Origin of the sequence: Bradyrhizobium sp. SZCCHNR2028, assembly GCF_032380995.1 — a bacterium.
Lineage (GTDB): Bacteria > Pseudomonadota > Alphaproteobacteria > Rhizobiales > Xanthobacteraceae > Bradyrhizobium.
On the sequence record NZ_JAUHJF010000028.1, the window covers coordinates 40,165 to 64,601 of the forward strand.

Annotated in this window: 26 protein-coding genes; 7 read left to right on the plus strand and 19 right to left on the minus strand. The window is 65.2% G+C overall.

Annotated features, from left to right (window positions below; all coding sequences use genetic code 11):
• Positions 1-105 precede the first annotated feature (105 nt).
• Together QX121_RS28835 and QX121_RS28840 are read left to right on the plus strand one after the other, a co-directional pair.
• On the plus strand, positions 106-1,482 hold the full coding sequence (locus QX121_RS28835; RefSeq protein WP_315813659.1) for a lipopolysaccharide biosynthesis protein: 1,377 nt from the start codon (positions 106-108) through the stop codon (positions 1,480-1,482).
• Between the two features lie 175 nt (positions 1,483-1,657).
• Positions 1,658-2,317 carry a L,D-transpeptidase gene (locus QX121_RS28840; RefSeq protein ID WP_315734502.1) on the plus strand — a complete coding sequence of 220 codons (660 nt, stop codon included), beginning with the start codon at positions 1,658-1,660 and terminating at the stop codon, positions 2,315-2,317.
• Between the two features lie 28 nt (positions 2,318-2,345).
• On the opposite strand, the gene QX121_RS28845 is transcribed toward QX121_RS28840, so the two are convergent.
• The 14 genes from QX121_RS28845 to cysG all read right to left on the minus strand — a co-directional run bounded on the left by QX121_RS28845 (position 2,346) and on the right by cysG (position 15,448).
• Positions 2,346-2,897 carry an RNA 2'-phosphotransferase gene (locus tag QX121_RS28845; protein WP_315772582.1) on the minus strand — a complete coding sequence of 184 codons (552 nt, stop codon included), beginning with the start codon at positions 2,895-2,897 and terminating at the stop codon, positions 2,346-2,348.
• A gap of 10 nt (positions 2,898-2,907) precedes the next feature.
• Positions 2,908-3,159: a SemiSWEET transporter gene (locus QX121_RS28850; protein ID WP_315713865.1), complete on the minus strand. Its 252-nt coding sequence runs from the start codon at positions 3,157-3,159 to the stop codon at positions 2,908-2,910.
• Between the two features lie 113 nt (positions 3,160-3,272).
• On the minus strand, positions 3,273-4,064 hold the full coding sequence (locus tag QX121_RS28855) for a 3-hydroxybutyrate dehydrogenase (protein WP_315772584.1): 792 nt from the start codon (positions 4,062-4,064) through the stop codon (positions 3,273-3,275).
• 4 nt (positions 4,065-4,068) lie between these two features.
• Positions 4,069-5,244, minus strand: a complete 1,176-nt coding sequence (locus QX121_RS28860) for a patatin-like phospholipase family protein (protein WP_315734508.1) — start codon at positions 5,242-5,244, stop codon at positions 4,069-4,071.
• Between the two features lie 141 nt (positions 5,245-5,385).
• Positions 5,386-5,901, minus strand: a complete 516-nt coding sequence (locus QX121_RS28865; protein WP_315734510.1) for a CAP domain-containing protein — start codon at positions 5,899-5,901, stop codon at positions 5,386-5,388.
• Between the two features lie 448 nt (positions 5,902-6,349).
• Positions 6,350-7,387 (minus strand): sulfate ABC transporter ATP-binding protein, encoded by a 1,038-nt coding sequence (locus QX121_RS28870; protein WP_315734512.1) that lies wholly within the window; start codon positions 7,385-7,387, stop codon positions 6,350-6,352.
• Positions 7,377-8,285, minus strand: coding sequence for a sulfate ABC transporter permease subunit CysW (gene cysW / locus QX121_RS28875; protein ID WP_315783634.1), 909 nt, complete (start codon positions 8,283-8,285; stop codon positions 7,377-7,379). Before cysW ends, QX121_RS28870 begins: the two co-directional genes overlap by 11 nt.
• A gap of 8 nt (positions 8,286-8,293) precedes the next feature.
• A complete protein-coding gene (gene cysT, locus QX121_RS28880; RefSeq protein ID WP_315734516.1) occupies positions 8,294-9,130 on the minus strand; it encodes a sulfate ABC transporter permease subunit CysT in 837 nt (278 codons plus the stop codon).
• 208 nt (positions 9,131-9,338) lie between these two features.
• Positions 9,339-10,328 (minus strand): sulfate ABC transporter substrate-binding protein, encoded by a 990-nt coding sequence (locus QX121_RS28885; RefSeq protein WP_315734518.1) that lies wholly within the window; start codon positions 10,326-10,328, stop codon positions 9,339-9,341.
• A gap of 481 nt (positions 10,329-10,809) precedes the next feature.
• Complete coding sequence (locus tag QX121_RS28890; RefSeq protein WP_315813660.1) at positions 10,810-11,535, minus strand: phosphoadenylyl-sulfate reductase; 726 nt, start codon at positions 11,533-11,535, stop codon at positions 10,810-10,812.
• Positions 11,532-12,050 (minus strand): DUF934 domain-containing protein, encoded by a 519-nt coding sequence (locus QX121_RS28895; RefSeq protein WP_315813661.1) that lies wholly within the window; start codon positions 12,048-12,050, stop codon positions 11,532-11,534. The genes QX121_RS28890 and QX121_RS28895 overlap by 4 nt, the downstream gene beginning before the upstream one ends.
• Entirely contained in the window at positions 12,037-13,692 is a 1,656-nt protein-coding gene (locus tag QX121_RS28900) for a nitrite/sulfite reductase (RefSeq protein ID WP_315813662.1), read from the minus strand. Before QX121_RS28900 ends, QX121_RS28895 begins: the two co-directional genes overlap by 14 nt.
• Before the next feature lie 10 nt (positions 13,693-13,702).
• Positions 13,703-14,017, minus strand: a complete 315-nt coding sequence (locus QX121_RS28905; RefSeq protein ID WP_315734528.1) for a DUF2849 domain-containing protein — start codon at positions 14,015-14,017, stop codon at positions 13,703-13,705.
• A complete protein-coding gene (gene cysG, locus QX121_RS28910; protein ID WP_315813663.1) occupies positions 14,018-15,448 on the minus strand; it encodes a siroheme synthase CysG in 1,431 nt (476 codons plus the stop codon). It abuts the gene before it with no gap.
• A gap of 234 nt (positions 15,449-15,682) precedes the next feature.
• Here cysG and cysD point away from each other — a divergent pair, with 234 nt between their 5' ends.
• Entirely contained in the window at positions 15,683-16,477 is a 795-nt protein-coding gene (gene cysD, locus QX121_RS28915) for a sulfate adenylyltransferase subunit CysD (RefSeq protein ID WP_315735681.1), read from the plus strand.
• A 14-nt stretch (positions 16,478-16,491) separates the two neighbouring features.
• Positions 16,492-18,408 (plus strand): adenylyl-sulfate kinase, encoded by a 1,917-nt coding sequence (gene cysC / locus QX121_RS28920; RefSeq protein ID WP_315775458.1) that lies wholly within the window; start codon positions 16,492-16,494, stop codon positions 18,406-18,408.
• Between the two features lie 286 nt (positions 18,409-18,694).
• Here cysC and QX121_RS28925 read toward each other — a convergent pair whose 3' ends face one another.
• Positions 18,695-19,699 carry a cytochrome-c peroxidase gene (locus QX121_RS28925; RefSeq protein WP_315813664.1) on the minus strand — a complete coding sequence of 335 codons (1,005 nt, stop codon included), beginning with the start codon at positions 19,697-19,699 and terminating at the stop codon, positions 18,695-18,697.
• A gap of 456 nt (positions 19,700-20,155) precedes the next feature.
• Between QX121_RS28925 and QX121_RS28930 the strand changes: the two genes are divergently transcribed.
• The 3 genes from QX121_RS28930 (at position 20,156) to QX121_RS28940 (ending at position 21,990) form a co-directional block, all read left to right on the plus strand.
• The gene (locus tag QX121_RS28930; protein WP_315813665.1) at positions 20,156-20,881 is read left to right on the plus strand and encodes an MgtC/SapB family protein; all 726 of its coding nucleotides are present in this window, start codon (positions 20,156-20,158) and stop codon (positions 20,879-20,881) included.
• Between the two features lie 238 nt (positions 20,882-21,119).
• Positions 21,120-21,581 carry a hypothetical protein gene (locus QX121_RS28935; RefSeq protein ID WP_315734538.1) on the plus strand — a complete coding sequence of 154 codons (462 nt, stop codon included), beginning with the start codon at positions 21,120-21,122 and terminating at the stop codon, positions 21,579-21,581.
• Between the two features lie 73 nt (positions 21,582-21,654).
• Positions 21,655-21,990, plus strand: coding sequence for a DUF1493 family protein (locus tag QX121_RS28940; RefSeq protein ID WP_315775460.1), 336 nt, complete (start codon positions 21,655-21,657; stop codon positions 21,988-21,990).
• Positions 21,991-22,032: 42 nt separating this feature from the next.
• Here the strand turns inward: QX121_RS28940 and QX121_RS28945 are convergent, their stop codons facing one another.
• The 4 genes from QX121_RS28945 to QX121_RS28955 form a co-directional block, all read right to left on the minus strand.
• Positions 22,033-22,731, minus strand: a complete 699-nt coding sequence (locus QX121_RS28945; protein ID WP_315775461.1) for a GIY-YIG nuclease family protein — start codon at positions 22,729-22,731, stop codon at positions 22,033-22,035.
• A gap of 160 nt (positions 22,732-22,891) precedes the next feature.
• Positions 22,892-23,179 carry a DUF4926 domain-containing protein gene (locus tag QX121_RS31705; RefSeq protein WP_409999381.1) on the minus strand — a complete coding sequence of 96 codons (288 nt, stop codon included), beginning with the start codon at positions 23,177-23,179 and terminating at the stop codon, positions 22,892-22,894.
• Between the two features lie 97 nt (positions 23,180-23,276).
• Positions 23,277-23,600: a DNA-binding transcriptional regulator gene (locus tag QX121_RS28950; RefSeq protein WP_315734545.1), complete on the minus strand. Its 324-nt coding sequence runs from the start codon at positions 23,598-23,600 to the stop codon at positions 23,277-23,279.
• Positions 23,584-23,958 (minus strand): type II toxin-antitoxin system RelE/ParE family toxin, encoded by a 375-nt coding sequence (locus QX121_RS28955; RefSeq protein ID WP_315734547.1) that lies wholly within the window; start codon positions 23,956-23,958, stop codon positions 23,584-23,586. The genes QX121_RS28950 and QX121_RS28955 overlap by 17 nt, the downstream gene beginning before the upstream one ends.
• Between the last annotated feature and the right edge of the window lie 479 nt (positions 23,959-24,437).

The following is a 24,437-nucleotide window of genomic DNA, read 5'->3' on the forward strand; positions in this document are numbered from 1 at the left end:
CTGCGCCGGGCGAGCGACGCGGGGCCGGTCCAACTCAATCTTAACGTTGCGTTGATAGGGAGGACCATCGCCGCCATCCGCGCGGCCGTGGAGCCGGACCCCGCCGTGGCCGTGATGGATGCCCGCAACGCCCCCGCATCGACCGGCCTCGCAGGCCGGCTGAAGGCGCGCTTGGCCGCGCTCGGCGGCAGCGGCGAGGCGTCGCTGACACGGCGCCTGGCCGGCACCATCTTCCTGATCCGCGTGCTCAGCGCGGGCCTCGCCTATCTCAGCCAGATCCTGCTCGCGCGCTGGATGGGCGGCTCGGACTACGGCACCTACGTCTATGTCTGGACCTGGGTGCTGCTGCTCGGCAGCATGCTGGATGTCGGCATCGCCTCCTCGGCGCAGAAGATCATTCCGGACTACCGCACCGCGGGCCAGCGGGCGCTGCTGCGCGGCTTCCTCTCCGGCGGACGCTGGCTGACGCTGGCGACGTCCACCGCTGCGGCGCTGCTGCTCGCCGGCCTGATCGCGCTGCTGTCGCCGTGGATCGACGCCAGCGAGCGCATGCCGCTCTATCTCGGCTGCCTGACCCTGCCCGCCTTCGTCGTCGCCAACACCCAGGACGGCATCGCCCGCTCGCACGACTGGATGACGCTCGGCCTGATGCCGCAATTCATCATCCGCCAGACGCTGATCATCGGCTTCACGGCGGGCGCCTTCGTGCTCGGCCTCGATCTCGGCGCCACCGCGGCGATGGCCGCGAGCGCGGCGGCAGTGTGGCTCGCGATGCTCGGCCAGATGCTGGTGCTGAACCATAGGCTCGGCCGCCACATCGAGCCGGGCTCCAGACAATATGATCTCCGCGGCTGGCTCGCGATCTCGCTGCCGATCCTCTTGGTCGAGAGCTTCTACCTGCTGCTGTCCTACACCGACGTGCTGGTGCTGCAGCAATTCCGCTCCTCGGAGGAGGTCGGGATCTATTTCGCTGTGGTGAAGACGCTCGCGCTGGTGTCGTTCATCCACTACGCGATGTCGGCGACGACGGCGCATCGCTTCGCCGAGTACCACGCACTCGGCGACAAGGCGCGGCTGTCGGCCTATGTCGCGCATGCGATCAAGTGGACATTCTGGCCGTCGCTCGCGGCGACCCTGGTGCTGCTCGCGCTCGGCAAGCCGCTGCTGTTTCTGTTCGGCGCGCAGTTCACCGCCGGCTACGACATCATGTTCATCGCCGCGATCGGCCTCGTCGTGCGGTCGGCGATCGGTCCGGTGGAGCGACTGTTGAACATGCTGGGCCAGCAGCGCGCCTGCGCCATGGCCTATGCGGCGGCCTTCGTCATGAACCTCGTGCTGTGCATCCTGCTGGTTCCGCAGTTCGGCGGCTACGGCGCCGCGGCCGCGACCTCGCTGTCGCTGGCCTTCGAGACCGTGCTGCTGTTCCGCATCGTCAAGCAGCGGCTCGGGCTGCACGTCCTCGCCTTCGGCAAGGCATCTTGAGGGAACCATGTTGACGCATCTGTTGCGTCATCTTGGCCTCGCCTTGGCGGAACTGCGAGCGCAATGCCGCCCCATCTCGTCCCGCGCGGCGATCACGCAAGTGTTGGGTGCAACGCCTTGATATTGGCGCGATCCTCCGGGCAGGTGACTTGATCGCGCGCTGGGGGAGAATGAGATGTCGAGACTGGGGGTCGCACTCTCGCTGGCCGGAACCCTGATGCTGGCCGGCTGCATGGAAGCGACGCTGTCGCCATCGACCGATGCGGCGTTGACGCCGCGCGACCGCCAGTTGCTTGCGCACGCCCCCTATGCCGAGGCGCAGATCCCGCAACAGTTCCAGCGCCACATCGTCGAATACACCCGGCAGGAACAGCCGGGCACGATCGTCGTCGATACCGACGCGCGGTTCCTGTACTACGTGCTGCCCGACCGCAAGGCGGTCCGCTACGGCGTCGCCGTCGGCGAGGAGGCGATGGCCTTCTCCGGCGTCGCCACGGTCGGCAAGCTCGCGGAATGGCCGGACTGGGTTCCGACCGCCGACATCCAGGCGCGCCTCGGGCCGTATCCGAAGCGCGTCGCCGGCGGCCCGGCCAATCCGCTCGGCGCCCGCGCGATCTATCTCTACGAGGGCAACAAGGACACCCTGTACCGCATCCACGGCACCAACCAGCCCGAATATATCGGCCAGGCGATCTCGTCCGGCTGCATCCGCATGACCAACACCGACGTCGCCGACCTCTACAATCACGTCCAGCTCGGATCGACCGTGGTCGTGCTGCCGCCGGGACAGAGCGTCGCATCCACCACCGCGAGCGTGTTCGCGCGCCGCAGCTGATATCGCGACGTTCTGCGACGCGCGCGGGTTACGGCGCGGGGTCGACGCTCAGGTACTCCGGAGGCACGTGGTCGGTCAGCCAGACGCCGTTGTCCGCAACGAAGAACTTCAAGCGATCCCGATGCATCGCTGCGGCATCGACGCGCAGCACGATGGGCTCGCCGTGCCGGCGCCCGACATTGACGGCCGTCGCCTCATCCAAAGACAGATGCACCTGCTGGCGTGACTGCGGCCTCAAGCCTTCTGCCATGATCGCTTCGACGAAGCGCGTCGCCGTTCCGTGATACAGCACGGCGGGCGGCTCGCGCGGGGTCAAGCCAAGCTCCACCGCCACCGAATGTCCCTGCGCCGCCCGAATGCGCTGCCCGTCCTGCGAGACCGTGAAGCGCTTCTTGTCGCTGGTCGCAACCACCTGCTCCAGATCGGCCCGGCTGAGGACGGTCCCCGCCGCCGCCGCGCGCGCGATCAGATCATCGATGATCGCCCAGCCCTGCGCATCCAGCACCAAGCCGATTGCATCTGGCTGGTGGCGCAGCACGAGACTGAGGAACTTGCTCAAGCGGACCGGATCGAAGGCCATCGTCTGCATCCTAGCCGTAGCGCAGCTTCAGGCCGAGGATCGCGGCCACCAAGCCCAGCGTGATCGCGTTGGCGACGACCAGCGGCAGGTCGCTGATCAGCGCGCCGTAGAGCAGCCACATCGAGTTGCCGGTGGTCTGCAGCACGAACATGCCCATCGAGATGTCATGGGTCGAGCGCGACCGCCAGGCCTTGATGACCTGGGGCAGGAACGAGCTCGTGGTGCAGATGGCGGCGCCGAGGCCGATGATCGTGGTCAGCAAGGTCAGGGGTCCGTGCGCTGGTCGTGGAAACGCACGCTTGTAGAATGGACCGCGCCGAAGCGAAACCCGCCTCGGCGCGAAACTGGTGCCTCGTTCAGCGCTCTCTGCGATCGTTACGCCGCAGTCCAACCGCCGTCGATCGAGAGGTTGGTGCCGGTGATCTGCGCCGCATCGTCGCCGCACAGGAACAGCGCCAGCGCCGCGACCTGCTCGGAGGTCACGAACTCCTTGGTCGGCTGCGCCGCCAGCAGCACATCGTTGATGACCTGCTCCTTGGTGAGGTTGCGCGCCTTCATGGTGTCCGGAATCTGCTTCTCCACCAGCGGCGTCCAGACATAGCCCGGCGAGATGCAGTTGCAGGTGATCTTGAAGGTCGCGAGCTCGAGCGCCACGGTCTTGGTGAGGCCGGCGATGCCGTGCTTGGCCGAGACATAGGCCGACTTGAACGGAGATGCGACCAGCGAGTGTGCCGAGGCGGTGTTGATGATGCGGCCCCAGCCGCGCTTCTTCATGCCGGGCACGGCGGCACGGATGCCGTAGAACGCGGACGACAGATTGATCGCGATGATCTGCTCCCACTTCTCCGGCGGAAAGTCCTCGACCGGCGAGACGAACTGGATGCCGGCATTGTTGACGAGGATGTCGACCGAGCCGAACGTGGTCTCACCGAGCGCGATCATGCCGGCGATCTCGGCCGGCTTGCTCATGTCGGCCGGCGAGTGCACGGCCTTGACCTTGTAGTCGCTCTCGATCGCCGCGCGCTCCTTCTCGATGTCGGCGGGGGCGCCGAAGCCGTTGAGGACGATGTTGGCGCCGGCCGACGCGAAGGCGCGGGCATAAGCGAGCCCGATGCCGCTGGTGGAGCCGGTCACGACCGCGGTCTTGCCCTTGAGGTTCGTCGTCATTGCTTCACTCCTTCTTGGCGGCAGCGAGACTGCCGTCCTGCGTGAGATCGTAGGTGACCATGGTCTCGCCGGACTGCGGCCGCTCCAGCCAGTCCTTATGATGCATCGACTGGTGGACGTCGCGAACGCCCGCCTCCCAATGCTCGACCATCGCAACATGGGAGAAGTCGTAGTCCTTCGACGAGCTCTCGTAGCTCTTGCTGCGGTAGATCAGGTGCACCACCGTGACGGTGTTCTCCTGTGCTGCCTTGCACAGGATCTCGAGCGACGGATCGTTGCGCAGCTCGTCCGGCAGCCTGGCATAGAGCTCGCGCAGCGCTTTGCGCGTGTTGTGGATCATGCGGTTCTTGTCCGTGTTCATCCGCGTCCGGCTGGAATAGCGGATGTCCTTCTCGCGCTCGGCGGCCTCCAGCAGCGTCCTCGGCAGATCGCCGCGTGCGGAGAACAGATCGACCTGGAAGATCAGGAGATCACGATCGGTCTCGGTGTCGAGCACGTAGTCCAGCGGCGTATTGGAGGCGATGCCGCCGTCCCAATAATGCTCGCCGTCGATCTCGACCGGCGGGAAGCCGGGCGGCAGCGCGCCAGACGCCATGATGTGCTCGGGTCCGATCCGCTTGCCCTGCTTCTTGAATTCGACATTGTCGAAATAGGTGAAATTGCCGGTGGTGACGCCGACGGCGCCGACGGAGAGGCGTGTCTTCAGATCGTTGATGCGGTCGAAATCGACGAGTCGCTCCAGGGTCCGCTTGAGCGGCGCGGTGTCGTAATAGCTGACCGATTGCGGCGTGCCGGACGGCCACAGCGGCGCCGGCGGAAAGCGCGGCGTGAAGAAGCCGGGCACGCCGAACGCTGCGATCAGCCCGGCGCTGACCTCATTGAAGGCCGAGCGGTGATGATCGCCATTGAGCAGCGGCTTCCACGGCACCGGCGACGACACCATCTCCCAGAATTCCTTGAGACGGCCGATGCGTTTGTCCCGGTCGTTGCCGGCGATGATCGCGGCGTTGATGGCGCCGATCGAGATACCGGCGACCCATTCCGGCTCGAAATCGAAATGACACAGCGCCTGATAGGCGCCGGCCTGATAGGAGCCGAGCGCGCCGCCGCCCTGCAGGACGAGGACACGTTGCGATTCGCTGGGGGTTGCAGGCAGCGGGGGAAATGGATGTTGCGTCATTACTGCGGTCATTAGCAAAGCAAGGCGCCACCGTGGCGTCACTTCGCGGTGACGTCAATCCACGCCAAGGGCTAGGTCGGCCCTGACTCGCGCGCGAGCGCCGCGCACGCGGCCTGCGCAGGGCGGCGGCAGCCCTGCCTGTCAGGAGGGCTTCTTGCCGTCCGGCGCGGCCAGGATCATGGTCCAGAACACTTTGTACTTGGTGTTCGGAGCATAGCTCGCTGCGATGCCTATTTTTGTGACACCATTCTTCAGCATGTTGGCGCGATGCGGCGGCGAGTCGCGCCAGCCGGAAAACGCTTCCGCCAGCGTGTGATAGCCGGCCGACACGTTCTCGACCGCGACGACAGCGTCATAGCCGGCACCGGTCAGGCGCTTCGCCAGCGGGGCGCGCACGTCATGATCCAGCTTGTTCTTGTCGGCCATGGCCTGCGACTGCGATTCCGCGAGCCGCATCAGCTCGGGATCGACCTCGACCATGCCGAGCCCGTTGTTCTGGCGGTATTGCGAGATCATCGTCGCGGCAGCGACAGCATCGAGCTTCGCGCCCGCGACCGCCATGTCGGCATACATGGTCGGCGCCTGCACCACCGGCGTCTCGGCCGCGCAGCCGGCGAGCAGGAATGCAACGGAGAGAGCGAGTGCCAGATGCTTCAATGAACCAGTCCCTATGCCGACGAGAGAGGCGGGTTGTTGCACATCAACCGTGGCTGAAAGGTGAATCGGAGGTAAGTTCCATCGCGACAATTGCGGCCATTCCTGCCGGCAACGGTTCGTCAACCATAACGTCCGCCCGGTCAAGCGCCGTGGGGCGCGGACCGTCCGAGTGATCAAGCCAAGGACGGCGCCACAACTTTAGTGTCGCACCGGGACCTAGACGCCGCGGCGGTCGTGGCGAGACGCGATGCCGGTCGAGCGGGCTCAACAACGGACGTCACGGCGTATGGGTCCCGGATCGGCGCCCGCCAACGCTACGCGTTGTCGGGCTTGTCCGGGACGACACTGGTTTTTTGGTTGCGGTCTACGGCTCAGAGCTGCAAGTGCTCGGAGCTCGCGGCATACATCGCCGGATCGAGCTGGCCGCGGCCCACGCGGCCACGCGCCCTCACCCCGCAAAGATCCGATAATGCCGCGGCTTCAGTCCGACCCGCTCGCCGATCCTGAGCTCGCGGTCACGCGGGGCGTCGATCTCGATCGTCGCGACGCCCTCCGCCAGCGCGATTTCGGCGCGCTGCACCGGGCCGAAGCTGCGGACATGAGTGATGTCGCCGTCCAGCGTTCCGCTGCCGGCCGGACCGATCACCATGTCGTGGCGGCGCACGAACAAGGTGGAGGCCCCGGCCGCCGCGCCCTCGGCCGCGAGATCGAGCGGGCGTCCCTTGAGATGCACCGCGCCGCCGGTGATCTCGACCGGCAGCATGATCGACTCGCCGATGAAGCCGTGGACGAACGCCGTCGCCGGCGCGTCGTAGACGTCGCTCGGCGAGCCGACCTGCTCGATCCGGCCCTTGTCCATCACCACCACGCGATGCGCCACCTCGAGCGCCTCCTCCTGGTCGTGGGTGACGAAGATCGAGGTGACGTTGATGGAGTGATGCAAGGTGCGCAGCCATTGCCGCAGCTCCTTGCGCACCTTGGCGTCGAGCGCGCCGAACGGCTCGTCGAGCAAGAGGATGCGCGGCTCGATGGCGAGCGCACGCGCCAGCGCGATGCGCTGGCGCTGGCCGCCGGAGAGCTGGCTCGGATAGCGATCGGCGAGCCAGTCGAGCTGGACGAGATCCAGCAGCTCCTTCACGCGCGCGCGGATCTCCGCCTCGCTCTTGCGGACGCGGCGCGGCTGCACGCGCAGGCCGAAGGCGACGTTCTCGAACACGTTCATGTGCCGGAACAGCGCGTAGTGCTGAAACACGAAGCCGACATGGCGCTCGCGCGCGCCGCGATCGAGCGCGCTCTCGCCGTCGAACAGGATCTCGCCGGCATCAGGCCAATCCAGCCCGGCGATGATCCGCAGCAAGGTCGTCTTGCCCGACCCGGACGGGCCCAGCAGCGCCAGCAATTCGCCGTCGGCGACCTTGAGATCGACGCCGTCGAGCGCCTTGAACGTGCCGAATGTCTTGACGACACCCCTGACTTCAATGGTCATGCTGACCTCCCTCATCGAGTTGCCGTTCGAGGACGGTTTTGACGACCAGCGTGATCAGCGCGAGCATCGCCAATAGCGAGGCGATCGCGAACGAGGCGACCATCTGGTATTCGTTGTAGAGGATCTCGACCAGCAGCGGCATCGTATTGGTCTCGCCGCGGATATGGCCGGACACCACCGAGACGGCGCCGAACTCGCCCATCGCGCGCGCGTTGCAGAGCAGCACGCCATACAGCACGCCCCATTTGATGTTCGGCAAGGTGACGCGGAAGAACGTCTGCAGGCCGGACGCGCCGAGCGAAATCGCCGCCTCCTCCTCTTGCGTGCCCTGCTCCTGCATCAGCGGGATCAGCGCCCGCGCAACGAACGGGAAGGTCACGAACACGGTGGCCAGCGCGATGCCGGGAAAGGCGAACAGGATCTGCAGGCCATGGCTCTGCATCCACGGACCGAAGAACCCCTGCGCGCCGAACAGCAGCACGAACACGAGGCCCGATATCACCGGGCTCACCGAAAACGGCAGATCGATCAGGGTGATCAGGAACGTCTTGCCCGGAAAGTCGAACTTGGCGATCGACCAGGCGGCGCACAGGCCGAACACGAGATTGGTGCCGACCGAGACCAGCGCCACCAGCAGCGTCAGGCGGATCGCGTCCCACGCCTCGGCGTCGGCAAGCGCGGTAAAATAGGCAGCGATGCCCTTGCCGAACGCTTCCACGAACACGACGATCAGCGGCAGCACCACGAACACCGACAGGAACGCCAATGCCAGCGTCGTGATGACGATGCGGACCAGACGCGGCTCGGTGCGCGGATCGGGGCGGCCGGCCTGCGCCAGGCGCGGGCTGGTCGCGGACGATGCCACGGACGGCGCCTGCAGGGTCATCTCCACGCTCATGTCGGGTCCTAGTTCAAGGGCGCCCGGCTCTGCGCCCAGCGCTGCAACCGGTTCACGGCAAAGATGATCAGGAACGCCACGACCAGCATGACCACCGCGATCGCGGTGGCATCCGCGTAGCGGAATTCGGACAGCCGGATCACGATCAGCAGCGGCGCGATCTCGGAGACGTTCGGCAGATTGCCGGCAATGAAGATCACCGATCCGTACTCGCCGACCGCGCGCGCAAAGGCGAGTGCGAAGCCTGTGAGCAGCGCCGGCGTCAGGCTCGGCAGGATCACGCGGGTCACGATCTGCCAGCGCCCGGCGCCGAGGCTCGCCGCCGCCTCCTCGATCTCCGGATCGAGATCGATCAGCACCGGCTGCACCGTGCGGACGACGAAGGGGATGCCGATGAAGATCATCGCGACGAAGATGCCGAGCGGCGTGAACGCCACCTTGATCCCCATCGCGGCGAGCGGCGCGCCGAGCCAGCCCTTCTGGGTGAACAGCGCAGTCAGTGCCACGCCGGCCACTGCCGTCGGCAGCGCGAACGGAACGTCGACGATCGCGTCGAACAGTCGGCGTCCCGGAAAGCGGTAGCGCACCAGCGCCCACACGACGATGGTGCCCATCACGAGATTCACGCAGGCTGCGGCGAAGGCGAGGCCGAACGAGATCTTGAGTGCGCTCAACGTGCGCCGGCTGGTGACGATGTCCCAGAACTGGTCGAGGCTGAGATCGGTCGAGCGGACGAACAGCCCCGCAAGCGGAATCAGGACGATCAGAGACAGCCAGGTCAGCGTCAGTCCCATGGTGAGACCAAAGCCCGGCAAGGTGCTGCGACGTGGTGCAAGTACGTTCAAAAAAAGGCCTGGTCCGTTGATGATCGGTGTCGATGGGCTTGAATCGATTGTGGTGTCCGCCCGCCGCCCCCAGCCTCGTCTCGGCAAATCGAGACCGGGGACAGCGTCTCATGCGCAATGTCGCAGATCGCCGCAACGCCAGCTTGTTGCCTTACTGTCTCGAAGCCGTATCAGACCGGCTGCCACCAACTCGTTCCTTCCGATTCGATCAATTCTTGTAGATTTGATCGAAGATACCGCCTTCCGCAAAATGCTCCTTCTGGGCCTTGGTCCAGCCGCCGAACACCTCGTCGATGGTGAACAGCTCGACCTTGGCGAAGGCCGCCTCGTACTTCTTGGCGACCTCAGGATCCCGCGGACGGTAGGAGTTGCGTGCGGCAATTTCCTGACCTTCCTTTGTATACCAGTATTTCAGGTAGGATTCAGCCACACTCCGCGTGCCCTTCCTATCGGCCACCGAATCGACCACCGCAACTGGTGGTTCGGCCAGGATCGACAGCTGCGGGGCGACGATCTCGAACTTGTCCTTGCCAAACTCGCGCAGCGCCAGATAGGCCTCGTTCTCCCAGGCGAGCAGGACGTCGCCGACACCGCGCTCCACGAAGGTCACGGTGGCGCCGCGGGCGCCGGTGTCGAGCACAGGGACGTGCTGGTAGAGGTCGCCGACGAACTGCTTGGCCTTGTCGACCGAGCCGAACTTCTTCAGCGCATAGCCCCAGGCGGCGAGATAGTTCCAGCGCGCGCCGCCGGACGTCTTCGGATTGGGCGTGATCACCTCGACGCCCTTCTTGAGCAGATCGTCCCAATCCTTGATGCCCTTGGGATTGCCCTTCCGGACCAGGAAGACAATGGTCGACGTATAGGGCGAGGCATTCTGCGGCAGCCGCTTCTGCCACTCCTTGTCGAGCAGACCCTTGCCCGCGATCGCGTCGATGTCATAGGCGAGCGCCAGCGTCACGACATCGGCCTGCAGGCCGTCGATCACGCTGCGGGCCTGCGCACCGGAGCCGCCATGGGACTGCTTGACCTCGACGCTCTTGCCGGTCTCCTTCTGGTAGGCGGCTGAAAACGCCTTGTTGAACTCGACATAGAGTTCGCGGGTCGGGTCGTAGGACACGTTGAGCAGGTTTACGTCGGCAGCAACGGCCGACCCCGCCCATGCCAGGCCCGCGACAACAGCCAGAACACGCCGCATCATCCAAGCTCTCCATTCCCTTGACCAAAGCCCGCAATGCTGCAGGCGCGCACTGCAGATCGCCGGATGTGCGGTTCAGAGTCAACGAAACCGGATTCTCTTGTTTCCGGCCGGACATGGGCATTGTGCTACGAAGCGGGGCGCAATGGGATGGCTGTTCTTCGCCGCGACACATTGTCGTCGTGAGGGCGCGAAGCACAGCGAATGGGCGTGATCCAACTCGCATGACACCCGATCGCGCTTGACTTTGTTCATCGCTTGTTCTCACCACGGAATGCACCCCCTGAGTGGGAGCGTGTGGCGGTGTTGAAGACGCACGGCTGGAGTGCCGTCGGCGGAGGTGGTCCGGGCCTCATCCTTCGAGACACCCGCCTCGGGGCGGGCTCCTCAGGATGAGGGGTGAAGCAGTCCGCGAGGCCAAGGACGTCGTTCGATATCCGCGCAGTCCCTCTCCACGAACACGATGTTCATGGCCGCATGCAGCCTACACCGACGACGTCGCCACCGTGTGGATGCCGCACTCTGTCTTGCCGCGGCCGCGCCAGCGGCCGGCGCGCTCGTCCTCGGCTGAATCCGAGCGGCTGGTGCAGGGCATGCAGCCGATCGAGCGGAAGCCGGAGGCGACCAGCGGATGCTGCGGCAGGTTGGCCGAGCGGTAGATTTCGGCGATGTCCTCTCGCGTCACGTTCGCAAACGGATTGAACTTCACGCGCGCGCCGTCCTGCTCGACGACCGGGATGGCCGCACGTAGTCCGCCCTGGAAACGCTTGCGGCCATTGATCCAGGCCGCGAACGGCGCCAGCGCGCGTGCCAGCGGCTCGACTTTGCGGATGCGGCAGCAGGCGTCGGGATCGGAGAACCACAACTCGTTGTCGGCATCCTCGCGCGCCAGCGCCGCGGCGTCGGGCTTGATCGAGCGTACGTCCCGCAGGCCGAGAATCTCGATGAGCTGGTCGCGATAGGCCAGCGTCTCCGCGAACATGTGCCCGGTGTCGAGGAAGATCACCGGGATCGCCGGATCAACGTCGGCCGTCACCTTCAGGAGCGCCGCCGACTCCGTTCCGAACGACGACACCACCGCCAGCCGCTCGCGACCGATCGCCTCGAGAGCAGCGGCAATGACCTCACGCGGCGCGGCCGTGCGCAGCGCGGCGTCGAGCGCCGCGACCGGGATCTCCGCAACCGAAGGCGATGCAGCCAGCGTGCTCACAGCCCGGCACTCTCCGAATGGCGCAGTTGCAGGCGCTGATGCAGCGCCGAGATACGACCGTCGCCGGTCGGCTGGTAGAACACCGAATAGCGTTTCACGGTCTCGGTGAAGGCCTCGGCATCCGCCTGCTTCTTGACCTCGAAGGCATCGAAGCCGGCGCGCAGCATGAACACGAACTGGTCACGCAGCACCTGCCCGGTCGCGCGCAACTCGCCGCGATAGCCGTAGCGCTCACGCAAGAGACGCGCCTGGGTATAGGCGCGGCCGTCGCGGAAGCTCGGAAACACCAGCGCGACCAGCGCGAGCCGGTCGAGATACGGCACGAGATCGTCGACATCGCGATTGTTCGGCCAGATCACGCCGAGCTTGCCACCGGTCCGGCTGACCAGCGCGTCGGGGCCGGCGAGAAAGCGCGTCTCCGAGACGAGGATCGCGCCCTGCGCCGGCAGCTCGGCATCGTCGGTGAGGCGGACGAACGCGTCCGCGATGATGTGTCCGCCCTTAACGAGTGGCATAAACCCGCTCCCTGAATGGTTCGACCCCGAGCCGCTTCACCGTATCGACGAACAGCTCCTCAGGGCTCGTGCGCAGCGCAAGATAGGCCTCGACGATGTCCTCGACGACGTCGGCGACCTCGGCATAGGGCACCGCGGGTCCGATCAGGGTGCCGAGCACGGCGCCCTCGTCGGCGCGGCCGCCGATGGTGATCTGGTAGAATTCCTCGTTGTTCTTCTCGACGCCGAGGATGCCGATGTGGCCGACATGGTGATGGCCGCAGGCATTGATGCAGCCGGAGATGTTGATGTGCAGCCGGCCGATCAGGTTCGCCGTGTCGTGATTGGCGAAGCGGCGCGTGATCTCCTGCGCGATCGGGATCGAGCGCGCGTTCGCCAGCGAGCAGTAGTCGAGCCCCGGGCACGCAATGATGTCGGAAACGAGATTGACGTTGGGGATGGCGAGGCCGATCGCCTCGAGCGCCTTCCACACCGCGGGCAGATCACGCTTGCGCACATGCGGCAGCGCCAGATTCTGCTCATGCCCGACACGGATCTCGCTGGACGAATATTTGTCGGCGATGTCAGCGAGCGCATCCATCTGGTCGGCGGTCGCGTCGCCGGGCGGCTTGCCGACCGGCTTCAGCGACACGACCACGATCGCGTAGCCCTGCGCCTTGTGCGGGAAGACCGCGTTCTTGCGCCAGGCCTCGAACTTCTGATCGTGCGCGGCCTGCTTCAGCTCCTCCGGCATGTGCGGCAGCGTCTCGTAGGCCGGATAGAAGAAGCGCGAGCGGATGTCATCGATGATCCCCTGATCGAGCTTGAGCACGCCGTCGCGGATCTGCTGCCACTCCTCCTCGACCTCGGACGCGAACTTCTCGATACCGAGCTCGTGCACCAGGATCTTGATGCGCGCCTTGTAGATGTTGTCGCGGCGGCCGTACTGGTTGTAGACGCGCAGGATGGCCTCGACATAGCTGAGGATGTCGTGGCCATGGACGAAAGGCTTGATGGTCTTGGCGATGAACGGCGAGCGGCCGAGACCGCCGCCGACCAGCACCTCGAAGCCGGTCTCGCCCTGCGCGTTCTTGAGCAGACGCAGGCCGATGTCGTGGATCTTGATCGCGGCGCGGTCATGCTCGGACGCCGTGATCGCGATCTTGAACTTGCGCGGCAGGAACGAGAATTCCGGATGCAGGGTCGTGAACTGGCGCAAGAGCTCGGCCCAGATGCGCGGATCCTCGATCTCGCCCGGCGCCACGCCGGCCCACTGGTCGGAGGTGACGTTGCGCATGTTGTTGCCGGAGGTCTGCATCGACTGGATGCCCACTTCCGCAAGGTCGGCCATCGCATCGGGCAGCTCGGCGAGCTTGATCCAGTTGAACTGGATGTTCTGCCGGGTCGTGAAGTGGCCGTAGCCGCGGTCGTAGCGGCGCGCGACATGGGCCAGCCGGCGCAACTGGTTCGACGACAGCGTGCCGTAGGGAATGGCGATGCGGTACATGTAGGCGTGGAGCTGCAGATAGACGCCGTTCTGCAGCCGCAGCATCTTGAACTCGTCTTCGGAGAGCTCGCCCGACAGGCGCCGCTTCACCTGGTCGCGGAATTCGGCGACGCGCTCGTTGACCAGGGTCCGATCGATTTCGTCATAAGCGTACATGAGAGAGCCTTCAGGCTTGAGCCGGGAGCGCGATGGTGGCGCCCGTCAGCCGGATGTGTTCGCGCATATTGCCGGGCTTGACCGCACCGTCGGTGCCAACCTCGACCGGCGCGATATAGGGACCGATCGCGCCGAGATCGTCGGCCACCGCCTCCGACAACAGCGTACGTGCCTCGTCGGCGGTGCGCACGATCGCAGCATCGCTCAGCTCATCCGACCAGCTTTTGGTGCCGGTGCGGTAGATCACCGCGCCGTCCCAGGTCCGGTTCGCGGTGATGATCGAGGGACCGGTGATCTTGATCTTCTGTTGCAGCGGAGAGGTCATTCAGACGGGTTCCAGGAGTTTTGCGATCACGCCACTGAGGTTCTGCTGACGCCACGGCGCCGAATGCGCCACGACATCACCGATGATGAGAATGGCCGGACCGCCATCGATCTTGGCCACGAGGTCAGGCAGTTGATCCAAGGTGCCGACCACGGCCTGCGCGTCGGGGCGCGTGACCTTGGCGAACACACCGACCGGCGTCTGCGGCGAGCGGCCGGCGGCGAGGAGCCCGGTGCGCACGGCAGGCGCGGCCGTCATGCCCATGTAGACCACGACCGTCATCTTGGTGTCCGTCAGCGCCGACCAGTCCACCGCCTCGGCATCGCGCTCCTTGTGCGCGGTGAGGAAGGTGATGCGCAGCGCCTTGCTGCGGAAGGTCAGCGGCACCTCGAACTGCGCGGCGGCACCGAGGCCGGCGGTGATGCCGGGCACGATCGTGTAGGACACGCCGGCGTTGCGCAGCGCGTCGACCTCCTCGCCGCCGCGGCCGAACACGTAGGCATCGCCGCCCTTCAGACGCACCGCGCGCTTACCGTCGCGCGCCGCCTCGATCAGCAGCCTGTTGACGGCATCCTGGCCGATGCCGGGCTTGCCGACGCGGCGGCCGACCGGCACGCGCGCGGCATCGCGACGGATGCGGTCGAGAATCTCGGGGGTGACCAGCTCGTCATAGAACACGACGTCGGCATCCTGCAGCGCGCGCAGCGCCTTGATCGTCAGCAGGTCCGGATCACCGGGGCCCGCACCGACCAGGGTCACATGGCCTTCGCTGCGGCCCGCATGATCCGCGCCCGCGAACGCGGTCGGATCGGCGATGCCATGCAGCGCCGCCGCGGCCTCGTGCTTGCGCCCCGCCAGTACCAGCGCGCCGATCGGGCCGTCGACGATGCGCTCCCAGAAGCGGCGGCGCAGCGGCATCTCGGTGATCAGCGGATTGATGGTCCTGCGGAAGTCGCCGATGAAGCTCGCGAGCTCGCCGATCCGCGCCGGCAGCAGCGCCTCGATGCGCTCGCGCACGCGGCGTGCCACCACGGGCGAGGAGCCGCCGGTGCCGATCGCCACCACGACGTCGCCGCGATCGACGATCGCCGGAAAGATGAAGCTGGAATGCGCGAGGTCGTCCATCACGTTGACGGGCAGGCCGACGCTGCGCGCCCGCGCCGACATCGCAACGCCGATGTCGCCGGCGCCCGCGCACAGCACGGCGATGACGCCAGTGAGATCGGCGCTCAGCGGGTCGCCTTCGGCGCGCTCGATCTGGCCGTGCTCATCGCGCAGACCCGCGAGATCGAAGTCGCCGTCGGTGGCGAACCAGCGGATGCGCGCGCCCGCGGACAGCAACACGCGAAGCTTGGCGCGCACGAGCTCGCCCGCGCCAATCAGCAGCACGGGGCCGGTCTTCAGATCGAGAAACACCGGCAGATATTGCATCGCGCTCTTCGGTTTCGACTCTTCGGGGTTGACTGGAATTATTTTCTATATAAGTGTCACGCCGCACACGTAAAGAGAAAATTATTCCTTGGCTTCGCCATAGAATTTTCTCCCAAGCAGGCGATGGCTGATAGCATGCACATTCTCACCAACGACGTTTCCAGAGATCGGTTGCCCTCTTCCGAGATCGAGCAAGCATCTTCCATGCCGCGCGTCCTCAGCGCCGCACCGACCATGGATCATCTCGATCAGCTTGAGGCGCAGAGCATTTACATTCTCCGCGAGGCCTTTGCACGGCTGAAGAAGCTCGCGCTGCTCTGGTCGCTCGGAAAAGATTCCAACGTCATGATCTGGCTGGCGCGCAAGGCGTTCTTCGGCCGCGTGCCGTTTCCGGCCATGCATGTCGACACGGCCAAGAAGTTTCCGGAGATGTACGCCTTCCGCGACACCTACGCGAAGGAATGGGGCCTCGATCTCAAGGTCGAGCCGTGCCCGCCGATCGACGCGGTGGATCCGACCCTGCCCCCCGCGGCGCGCTCGGCTGCGCGGAAAACCGAAGGCCTGAAGATGGCGCTCGCCAAGCACGGCTTCGACGGCCTGATCGCCGGCATCCGCCGCGACGAGGAAGCGACGCGCGCCAAGGAGCGCGTGTTCTCGCCGCGCGGCGCCGAAGGCCATTGGGACGTGCGCGACCAGCCGCCGGAGTTCTGGGATCATTTCAACGCGTCGCCGCCGCAGGGCGCGCACTTGCGCATCCATCCGATCCTGCATTGGACCGAGGCCGACATCTGGGCCTACACCGCGCGCGAGAACATCCCGATCATTCCGCTCTATCTGTCCAGGAACGGCAAGCGCTACCGCTCGCTCGGCGATCAGGACATCACCTTCCCGGTGGCGTCCAACGCCTCCAACATCCCCGAGATTCTCGCCGAGCTCGAAAGCACCAAGGTGCCGGAGCGCGCCGGCCGCGCGCTCGACCACGAGACCGAGGACGCCTTCGAGCGGCTTCGCGTCGCCGGCTATCTGTGAGCGGGGACGAGGCGATGAACATGCGAGTCCCGTCAGCCGCCCCCGCCACGCCGAACGGCACCACCCGTCCGCAGGTCCGCATCGTGATCGTCGGCCATGTCGACCACGGCAAGTCGACCCTGGTCGGCCGCCTGCTGCATGAGACCGGCAGCCTGCCCGAGGGCAAGCTCGAAATGCTGCAGGCCGTCTCGGCCCGCCGCGGCATGCCGTTCGAATGGTCGTTCCTGCTCGATGCGCTGCAGACCGAGCGCGACCAGGGCATCACCATCGACACCACCCAGATCCGCTTCCGCACCAATGCGCGCGAGGTCGTGCTGATCGACGCGCCGGGACACGCCGAATTCCTGCGCAACATGATCACCGGCGCCTCGCAGGCCGACGGCGCGGTGCTGATCATCGACGCGCTCGAAGGCGTGCGCGACCAGACCCGGCGCCACGGCTATCTGCTGCATCTGCTCGGCGTGAAGCAGGTGGCGGTCGTCGTCAACAAGATGGACCGCGTCGATTTCAGCGAGGAGCGCTTCGACACGATCAAGGCCGAGATCTCCGCGCATCTCGAGGGCCTCGGCGTCGAGCCGGTCGCGATCATTCCGATCTCGGCGCGCGACGGCGACGGCGTCGCCCAGCTGACCTCGCGGATCGGCTGGTATGGCGGCCCGACCGTGGTCGAGGCGCTCGATGGCCTGGAGCCGGCAAAGCCGCTGTCGAGCCTGCCGCTGCGCCTGCCGGTGCAGGCGATCTACAAGTTCGACGACCGTCGCATCGTCGCCGGCCGCGTCGAGGCTGGCGAGCTCAAGACCGGCGACGAGATCGTGATCATGCCGGCCGGCAAGATCGCCAAGATCAAGACCGTCGAGGGCTGGCCGCAGACGCCGGTGACGGCGCCGCAGGGCGCCGGCCGCTCGGTCGGCATCACGCTCGACCGCGAGCTGTTCATCGAGCGCGGCGACGTCATCGCCCATGTCGGCCGCGAGCCGCAGGCGGCTCGACGCCTGCACGCGCGCATCTTCTGGCTGCACGACCAGCCGCTCGCCAAGGGGGACAGCATCCTGGTGCGGCTCGGCACCCGCGAGGCGCGCGGCAGCGTGGTCGCGATCGAGAAGGCGGTCGATCCGGGCTCGCTGTCCAACGAGCAGAATGCCGCGATCGCGCGCAACCATGTCGGCGAGATCGAGATCGCGCTGACCCAGCCGGTCGCCATCGATCCCTACGCCGAGAACGCGCGCACCGGCCGCCTCGTCATCGAGGTCCAGGGCCGCATCGCAGGCGGCGGTCTGGTGCTCACGGTCGACGCCGGCAAGCGCGCCGCGCCGGTCGACATCATGCCGGTGGAATCGGCGCTGCAGCCGCAGGAGCGCGCCGATCGCTATCGCCACAAGGGCGCCGTCGTGTGGATGACCGGCCTGCCCGGCGCCGGCAAGTCGACGCTGGCGCGTGCGCTGGAGCGGCGGCTGTTCGGCCGCGGCGGCGCGCCCGTGCTGCTCGACGGCGACACCGTCCGCGCCGGCCTCAACAAGGATCTCGGCTTCACGCCGGAGGACCGCGCCGAGAACATCCGTCGCCTCGCCGAGGTCGCGACCCATCTCGCTCGCAACGGCCACATCGCGATCGTGGCCGCCGTGTCGCCCGCGCGCGAGGACCGCGCGGCCGCCCGTCGCGTCGCCGGCGACCTGTTCCGTGAGGTCTATGTCGCGACGGCCGCCGAGATCTGCGAGAGCCGCGACCCCAAGGGCCACTACGCCAAGGCCCGCGCCGGCAATCTGCAGAACTTCACCGGCATCGGCACCGACTACGAGCCGCCGCTCGATGCGGAGCTGGTGATCGACACCGCGACGCGCGGGATTGCGGACGCCACCGACGAGCTCGAGGCGCTGCTGTCGCGGACATCAGTGCTGTTCGACGACATCGCCGATCTCGGTGCCAACATCTGATTGCGTCGTCACTGCATGATCATGGACCGCGCACACACGGTCCATGACAGGGTTGGCAGATAATCAAGCCTCTCACGTTTGCCTGTCAGGCTCGTGATACGCACTGTCATTCCGGGGCAAGGCCGCAGGCCTTGAACCCGGAATCTCGACATTGTCTTGCGTCCATTCTTAACAAGCTCGAGATTCCGGGTTCGATCGTCAATGCGAAGCCGCTTCGCGCCTTCGCATTGCCAATCGCCCGGAATGACTGTGAAGACGCGACCGCCAGCTTCTTGTCAGTGCCACGCTACAGCGCGCCGACATAGGCGGTGAGATCGTCGAGCTCGGCGTCGGTCGGCAGCCGCGAATCCATCTTCTTGGCATAGACCTCCCACATCAGCTTGACCGCGTCGCGCAGCGAGGCGGTGCGGCCGTCGTGGAAATACGGCGCCGTCGACGCCACCGCGTGCAGGGTCGGCACCTTGAACTTGCCGCCGGTGCCGATGTCGTCGCGGCTCCTCTTGTCGAAGCTCGGCAGCACGTGGCAGGTGCCGCAGCCGCCATCGCCGACATAGAGCTCATAGCCGCGCTTCACGGCCGCGCTGGCATCGTCCCTCGGCGTGCCGTCGTCCTTGACCTGCCAGTTCGCCGGATAGTTCAGCGTCCGCACATAGGCGACCAGCGCCGCCAGCTTCTCCTTCGACGGCTCCGGCCCCTTCATGCGGTTGACGATGATGCCGCGAATGCTGTCCTCCAGCGTCGCCGCCTGCCCGGCCCAGCCGAACACCGAGCGCTCGCCGACGCCCCACAGGGTCGGCGTATTCCTGCCGTTGGGGTCGCCGTCGGCGACGACGTCGAGCCCGACATAGGTCTTGTTGTTGGTATGCCCGGTCGAGAAGTGGCAGGTGGCGCAGGACGCCTTGCCGCCGTCCGACAGGCTCACGTCGTTGAACAGCGCCAGCCCCTTCGCGGCGGGGTCTGCCTCGGAGAGGGGTGCAGGTGGAGTCGCGGCGGCGCCGACCGTGGTGGGCGGCGCCACGGCCGGCTCCATCGCTGCAGCGGCGGGCGGGGCCTTCCGCTTCCTTGCTGCCGTGGCAACGTGCCTGACCCTGGGCCTGTGCGCCGTCTCGGCCGCGTGGACGGATTTCGGCTTCAACGCAGCTACGAGCATCTGAAGCAAGGTCGGCTTTCTCTCAACCGCGCGTCCCTCGGTCGCGCGCAGGTACGGTGCGGTCGACTTGTCGGCTGCGAGTGCGGGCAGAGCGAGCAGACCGAGACACAGGACGACCGACCGCAGCCCAGTGAACGACATGATGCGCCTCCCCCACCCCGCTAGATGCAAGTAGTTATCGATAGCTTTTACGTCCGAAGTGGGACTGTGCGGGGGCAATGAATCGGCGCGGGCGGGATCGAGCGACAGCATCGTGCCGGCCTGACCACGTCTCATGGTGAGCAGGTCGCGCTATCTTGCGCGAGAGGGACATCGACCCCGGCTTGATCGACATCGTCGACCGCACACACCTCACCCGAGGTGCCGCCCGCAGCCTGGCTCAAATTCGGCCTCGTGACGTCACGCGCGACATCGGCGAGCAGAGCGACAGCCGCAGCCAAGCGTGGTCACCTTCTCCCCGAAGAACTACGGAGGAGTGCGCCGGTTCGCTCTTGGACCCTAAGCCTGCCCATGGGGCCGCCGTACGATCTGCAAGCAGAAATTAGCACTTGATCCGCACAGTTCACGGCACGCGCAGCAACGCTGTCGAGGCGCAGGATGGAGCATCTGGCGGCCTATTGGTCGAGGGCAGAACTGGAGACGAACGGGATTCTGCTGCTGCACCTGATGGGGGCAGCAGCCGTCGGCCTGCTGCTGGGCTACGAGCGCACCTATCACGGACGCGCGGCCGGCATGCGGACCTACGCGCTGGTTTGCGTCGCATCGACCTTGCTGACGGCGATCAACGGCTTTCCCGGCAGCTGGTATGGCGGCATGGCGGTGTCGCCGACCGTCTCCGATCCGACGCGCGTGATCCAGGGCCTGATGACCGGCATCGGCTTCCTCGGCGCCGGCGTCATCATCAAGGACGGCTTCACCATCCGCGGCGTGTCGACGGCCGCCTCGATCTGGATGACATCGGCGATCGGCATCATCATCGGCATCGGCTTCTACGGCACCGCGCTTTGCGCCACGGCACTGTCCCTGGCCGCGATGACCCTGCTCGGCAAGGTCGAACAATGGCTGCCGCATCAGACCACGCTGTCGCTGTCGGTCGTCTATCGCCATGGCCTGCAACCGAGCGAGGCCGAACTGCGCGAATGCATGCGGGCCTATGGCTTCGACGTGCTGGACTGGTGCTACGAATACAGCGAGGCGAAGCGGCAATTCCATTTCGAGCTCGTGCTGCAGGCCGCCGGCCGGTTCGAGACCGCAACGATGGCGCGCGACCTGTCCACGGCCGAGGACGTGGTCGAATTCCGCCTGGCGCCGTCAAGGGCATGAGGGGAGCAGGACGGAAGCATACGGCCGTCGATCGCAACTGGGCCGATCGGACAAGCCAGCGATGTGCCGCCCTCGGATTGGTTGAAGCTCCGGCTCGTCACCTTCGGCGCGTTGTAGCCACAGCAACGGCGATTCACACCGCCCGCCGGTTGGACATGCGACATCCCGGAGAGATCCGCGCATCGCAACACATGCTATCTTGCGAGTGCTTGCCCTATCTCGCATATGGAGTCGCTCGATGTGGAAGGCGCTTTGGCGGACATGGACGATCGACAGACCCGCCCTCCTGGGTGACTGGTTGTGGGACGTCTTTGTCGTCCAGCTCGCGGCCTTCCTGGACCGGCTGACGCTGCGGCGGATCATCGCCTTCCTGCCGGTCATCATCCTCGTTGTGGCGTATTATCACAGCATTCCGATCCCGCCCGAATTGATGCTGGTCGGCGATATCCTGGCCTATATCGATGTCTTCTCCGTCCTGCTCCTGGTCGGCATCCTCAGCCGCCTCACGACGATCCTGTTTCTCATCAAGCAGGCGACCGCGTCGATCGGACGCCTGGCGAACAGCCTGGCGACAGCGGCGCGCCGCTTGGATGGCCGGCATCGGCGCGAGCGCGGCACAAGCGTCCGGAGGCCCGTGACCAAGGGATCCAACAAGGAAAGCGACGGTCCGGCCATCGTGATTGGGATGGCGTGGGCATAGATCCATTGTTGCGTAGGAGGGCAAAAGCGACTTTGGCAGTCGGCGCGTGGCAGCATGCAGAGTCAGGCACGAGATGATGCAACAGACAACAGACCTGCTCCGTCAATCCGTCCTGCAGTTCGTCGCGGCGCAGACGACGACGCGCAGGCCGCTCTTCGACGAGACCGACGTCGCCCGCGACCTCGGCGTGGACGGCGAGGATGCGCGCGAATTCCTGCTTGCATTTCAACGGCAGTTCGAAGTCGACCTGCCCGACTTCGCGTTCGACCGTCATTTTGGACCGGAGGGCTTCACGTTGACCGGGTTTGTCCTACGGCTTCTCAGCTTGCGCCACCTACGGCAGCCCTTGACGATCGGAATGCCGGTCGAGGCGGCACGGCTCAGGCGGTGGCCTCACAACGGCGCGTAGCCGGGATGAACGGGGCGACATCCAGTGCCTGACGATGATGCGCTACTGGTATCTTCGCTTCTTAAACGCCGCTACGTCCGCGTTAGTCAGCTTAAACCACTCACCGTTCGCTCGCTTGTCTACGAAGCGACGATGCCAATATGCCTCGATGCCTGCGGGATCATCGGTGCGGATCGAGTGAACAAGCGTTGCGGCTTCGGGAAGAGCGATACGAATTTCTTTGACTCGGCGTTCCAATTCATCGCTGCGGCCAATTTTGTAGTGGGTACCGGATTTTATGAGATAAACTAGACCTTCCCTCGAGTTGGTCGGAGTTTCGGCCTCCACTTTCTGGCCGAGCATCTGGACGATATCGTCGTATCCCGGCCTGCCCTCCAACCATGCCCTGAGGTTCGAGATCAATCCCTCTTTTGATCCAAAATAAGAGTGGATTGTCTTCTCGTTCGGGAAGTCCTCGCGCTGCCGCCTGAACATCCGAATTTCCATAATGGTCGGCAGCCGCTTATAGTATCGGGCCGCTTCCACGAAGCTCGCCAGAATATGATCGGCCTCAGACTTACCTTGAAACTTGTTCGCCGCGTAGCCAGCCTCGGCTAGGGCATCACTCCAACGAGCCCAATACAGGCCGCGCCAAGTCCCCTCGGTAATGCCGGTTGCGCTCTCGAACGCGCGAACACCTGGAGCCTGACCGCCGTTAGCCTCCGCAAGTCTCTTTATTTCACTCGAGATTCTGGCGCTCATTGTCAATTTCTACGATTTATCGAGTCTGCTGCGAGAATACTCTATTTGAGGCCCGCTTGAGTAAGCAAGATTGCGCTGCAAACTCCACAGACCGTAGAGCCGGCGAGACGACGCGCGCCGATCATTTCAGTCGCCAATCACTTCGGGCAGGCACCGCGTGTCACGAGAGCTCACGCGGGCTCCCCTTCACGAACCATCCTTCGTATGGGATCATCAACTCGATGTCCTCAGGCACGACGTCATAAAGCCCGGCATGCTCTCCGTCAGAAAAGAACTCGACCAGATATGCCGGCGGCCTGGAACGATGATCGATCACGATGGTACCTTGCGCGCCGATCGGAAGAGGTATGGTTGGCACCAACCTCCGAAGACGAACGACGTCGTACTCCCTGAACAGCCGCTTCCGCCGCCGGAGGCTCGCAAGGCAGGCTCGGAAAGTGCGGAACACGTGTAGCTCCGTATCAGCAACAGCGATACCGAAGGCCAGACCTATATATCGCCCCGTTCACGCTGGTTTAGCCGCCCGCCACGAGGTACTGACTGCATCAGGCGAGGATCTTCAACCCGTGCTTCTGGACGATTGTCAGCAGCTTGAGCGCCATGCCGCTCGGCCGCTTGGCTCCAGTCTCCCATTTCTCGATGGTGCTTTCGCTCGTATTGAGATATCGGGCGAACACCGGCTGACTGACATTGTTGGCCTCACGGAGCCGCTTGATCTGAGCAGGCTTCATTTCACTGGCGACGGCTAGATGACGGGAATCGAAGTCCCGCATCGTCGCCTTGTCGAGCGCGCCGACTTTGTGAAGCATCGTGGCGGACGAATGAAGCGCTTCCGAGAGGTCGCTCTTGAACCTATTTTTTTTCGTCATGACAGATCTCCACCAAGTCTTCGTCCGCCAGGAGTTGCGCGAGTTGTGCGCTATTCAATGCGGCATAGCTCTTTGCGAGAGTTCGGAAGTCTTCCAGCTCATCATCGTCGATGTTCGCTCTATCCTTCTTGGCGAATAGATATTCGTAGATCCAGTATCGACCGCTCTTGGCGAGGATGATGCTCCGGTGCATGTTCTTGTTCAGACGCTTCTTGAAGACCCCACCTCCCAGATCGTCAGCCTGACCCTTGATGACTGCCTCGACGGCCTCGCAGAGCTCGATGTCCCTGATACGAGCCTTGCGTGCCGCCTTCGAGAACCATGCGGTTTTGAAAACTCGCTTGAATTGGCCAGCCATGGTTTTATATAGCACCAGGTGCTACAGATTTCAACGCGTACCTCTCGCACGGAAAAGCCTGTTTCCCTCGTCCGGCCAAGCTGATTTGCCCTATCCAGTCCTCGGCCCAAAAATATTCCTCTTTCCTTTTTTCCGAATTCATGCTTATCTTTGCGCATCCCGTCCCACACGAGGGACAGTTCGCGACCGTCACGGACGTCGGGTGCGGGATGCGGTGGGCGCTTTGGGCTGCGGCGTGAGCAATCATGTCGACGGACAGTCCCGAGGCGCACGGCCAAGCCGTGGGGTCCTGGCATCCCGATGCTGATGCCACGCGCGTGACAGCGCCAACGCGCTGCGCGGGCAACGGTGACCAGAAAGCCCGGCGCACCGGGGAGACCACGGAGCAACCGTAGAGCCATCGCGCAGGGAAGGCCGGAGGCGGGCTCAAGCGGTGGTCGCAACACCCAGTGTTTTCATTCGTGACAGCAGCTCGTCAA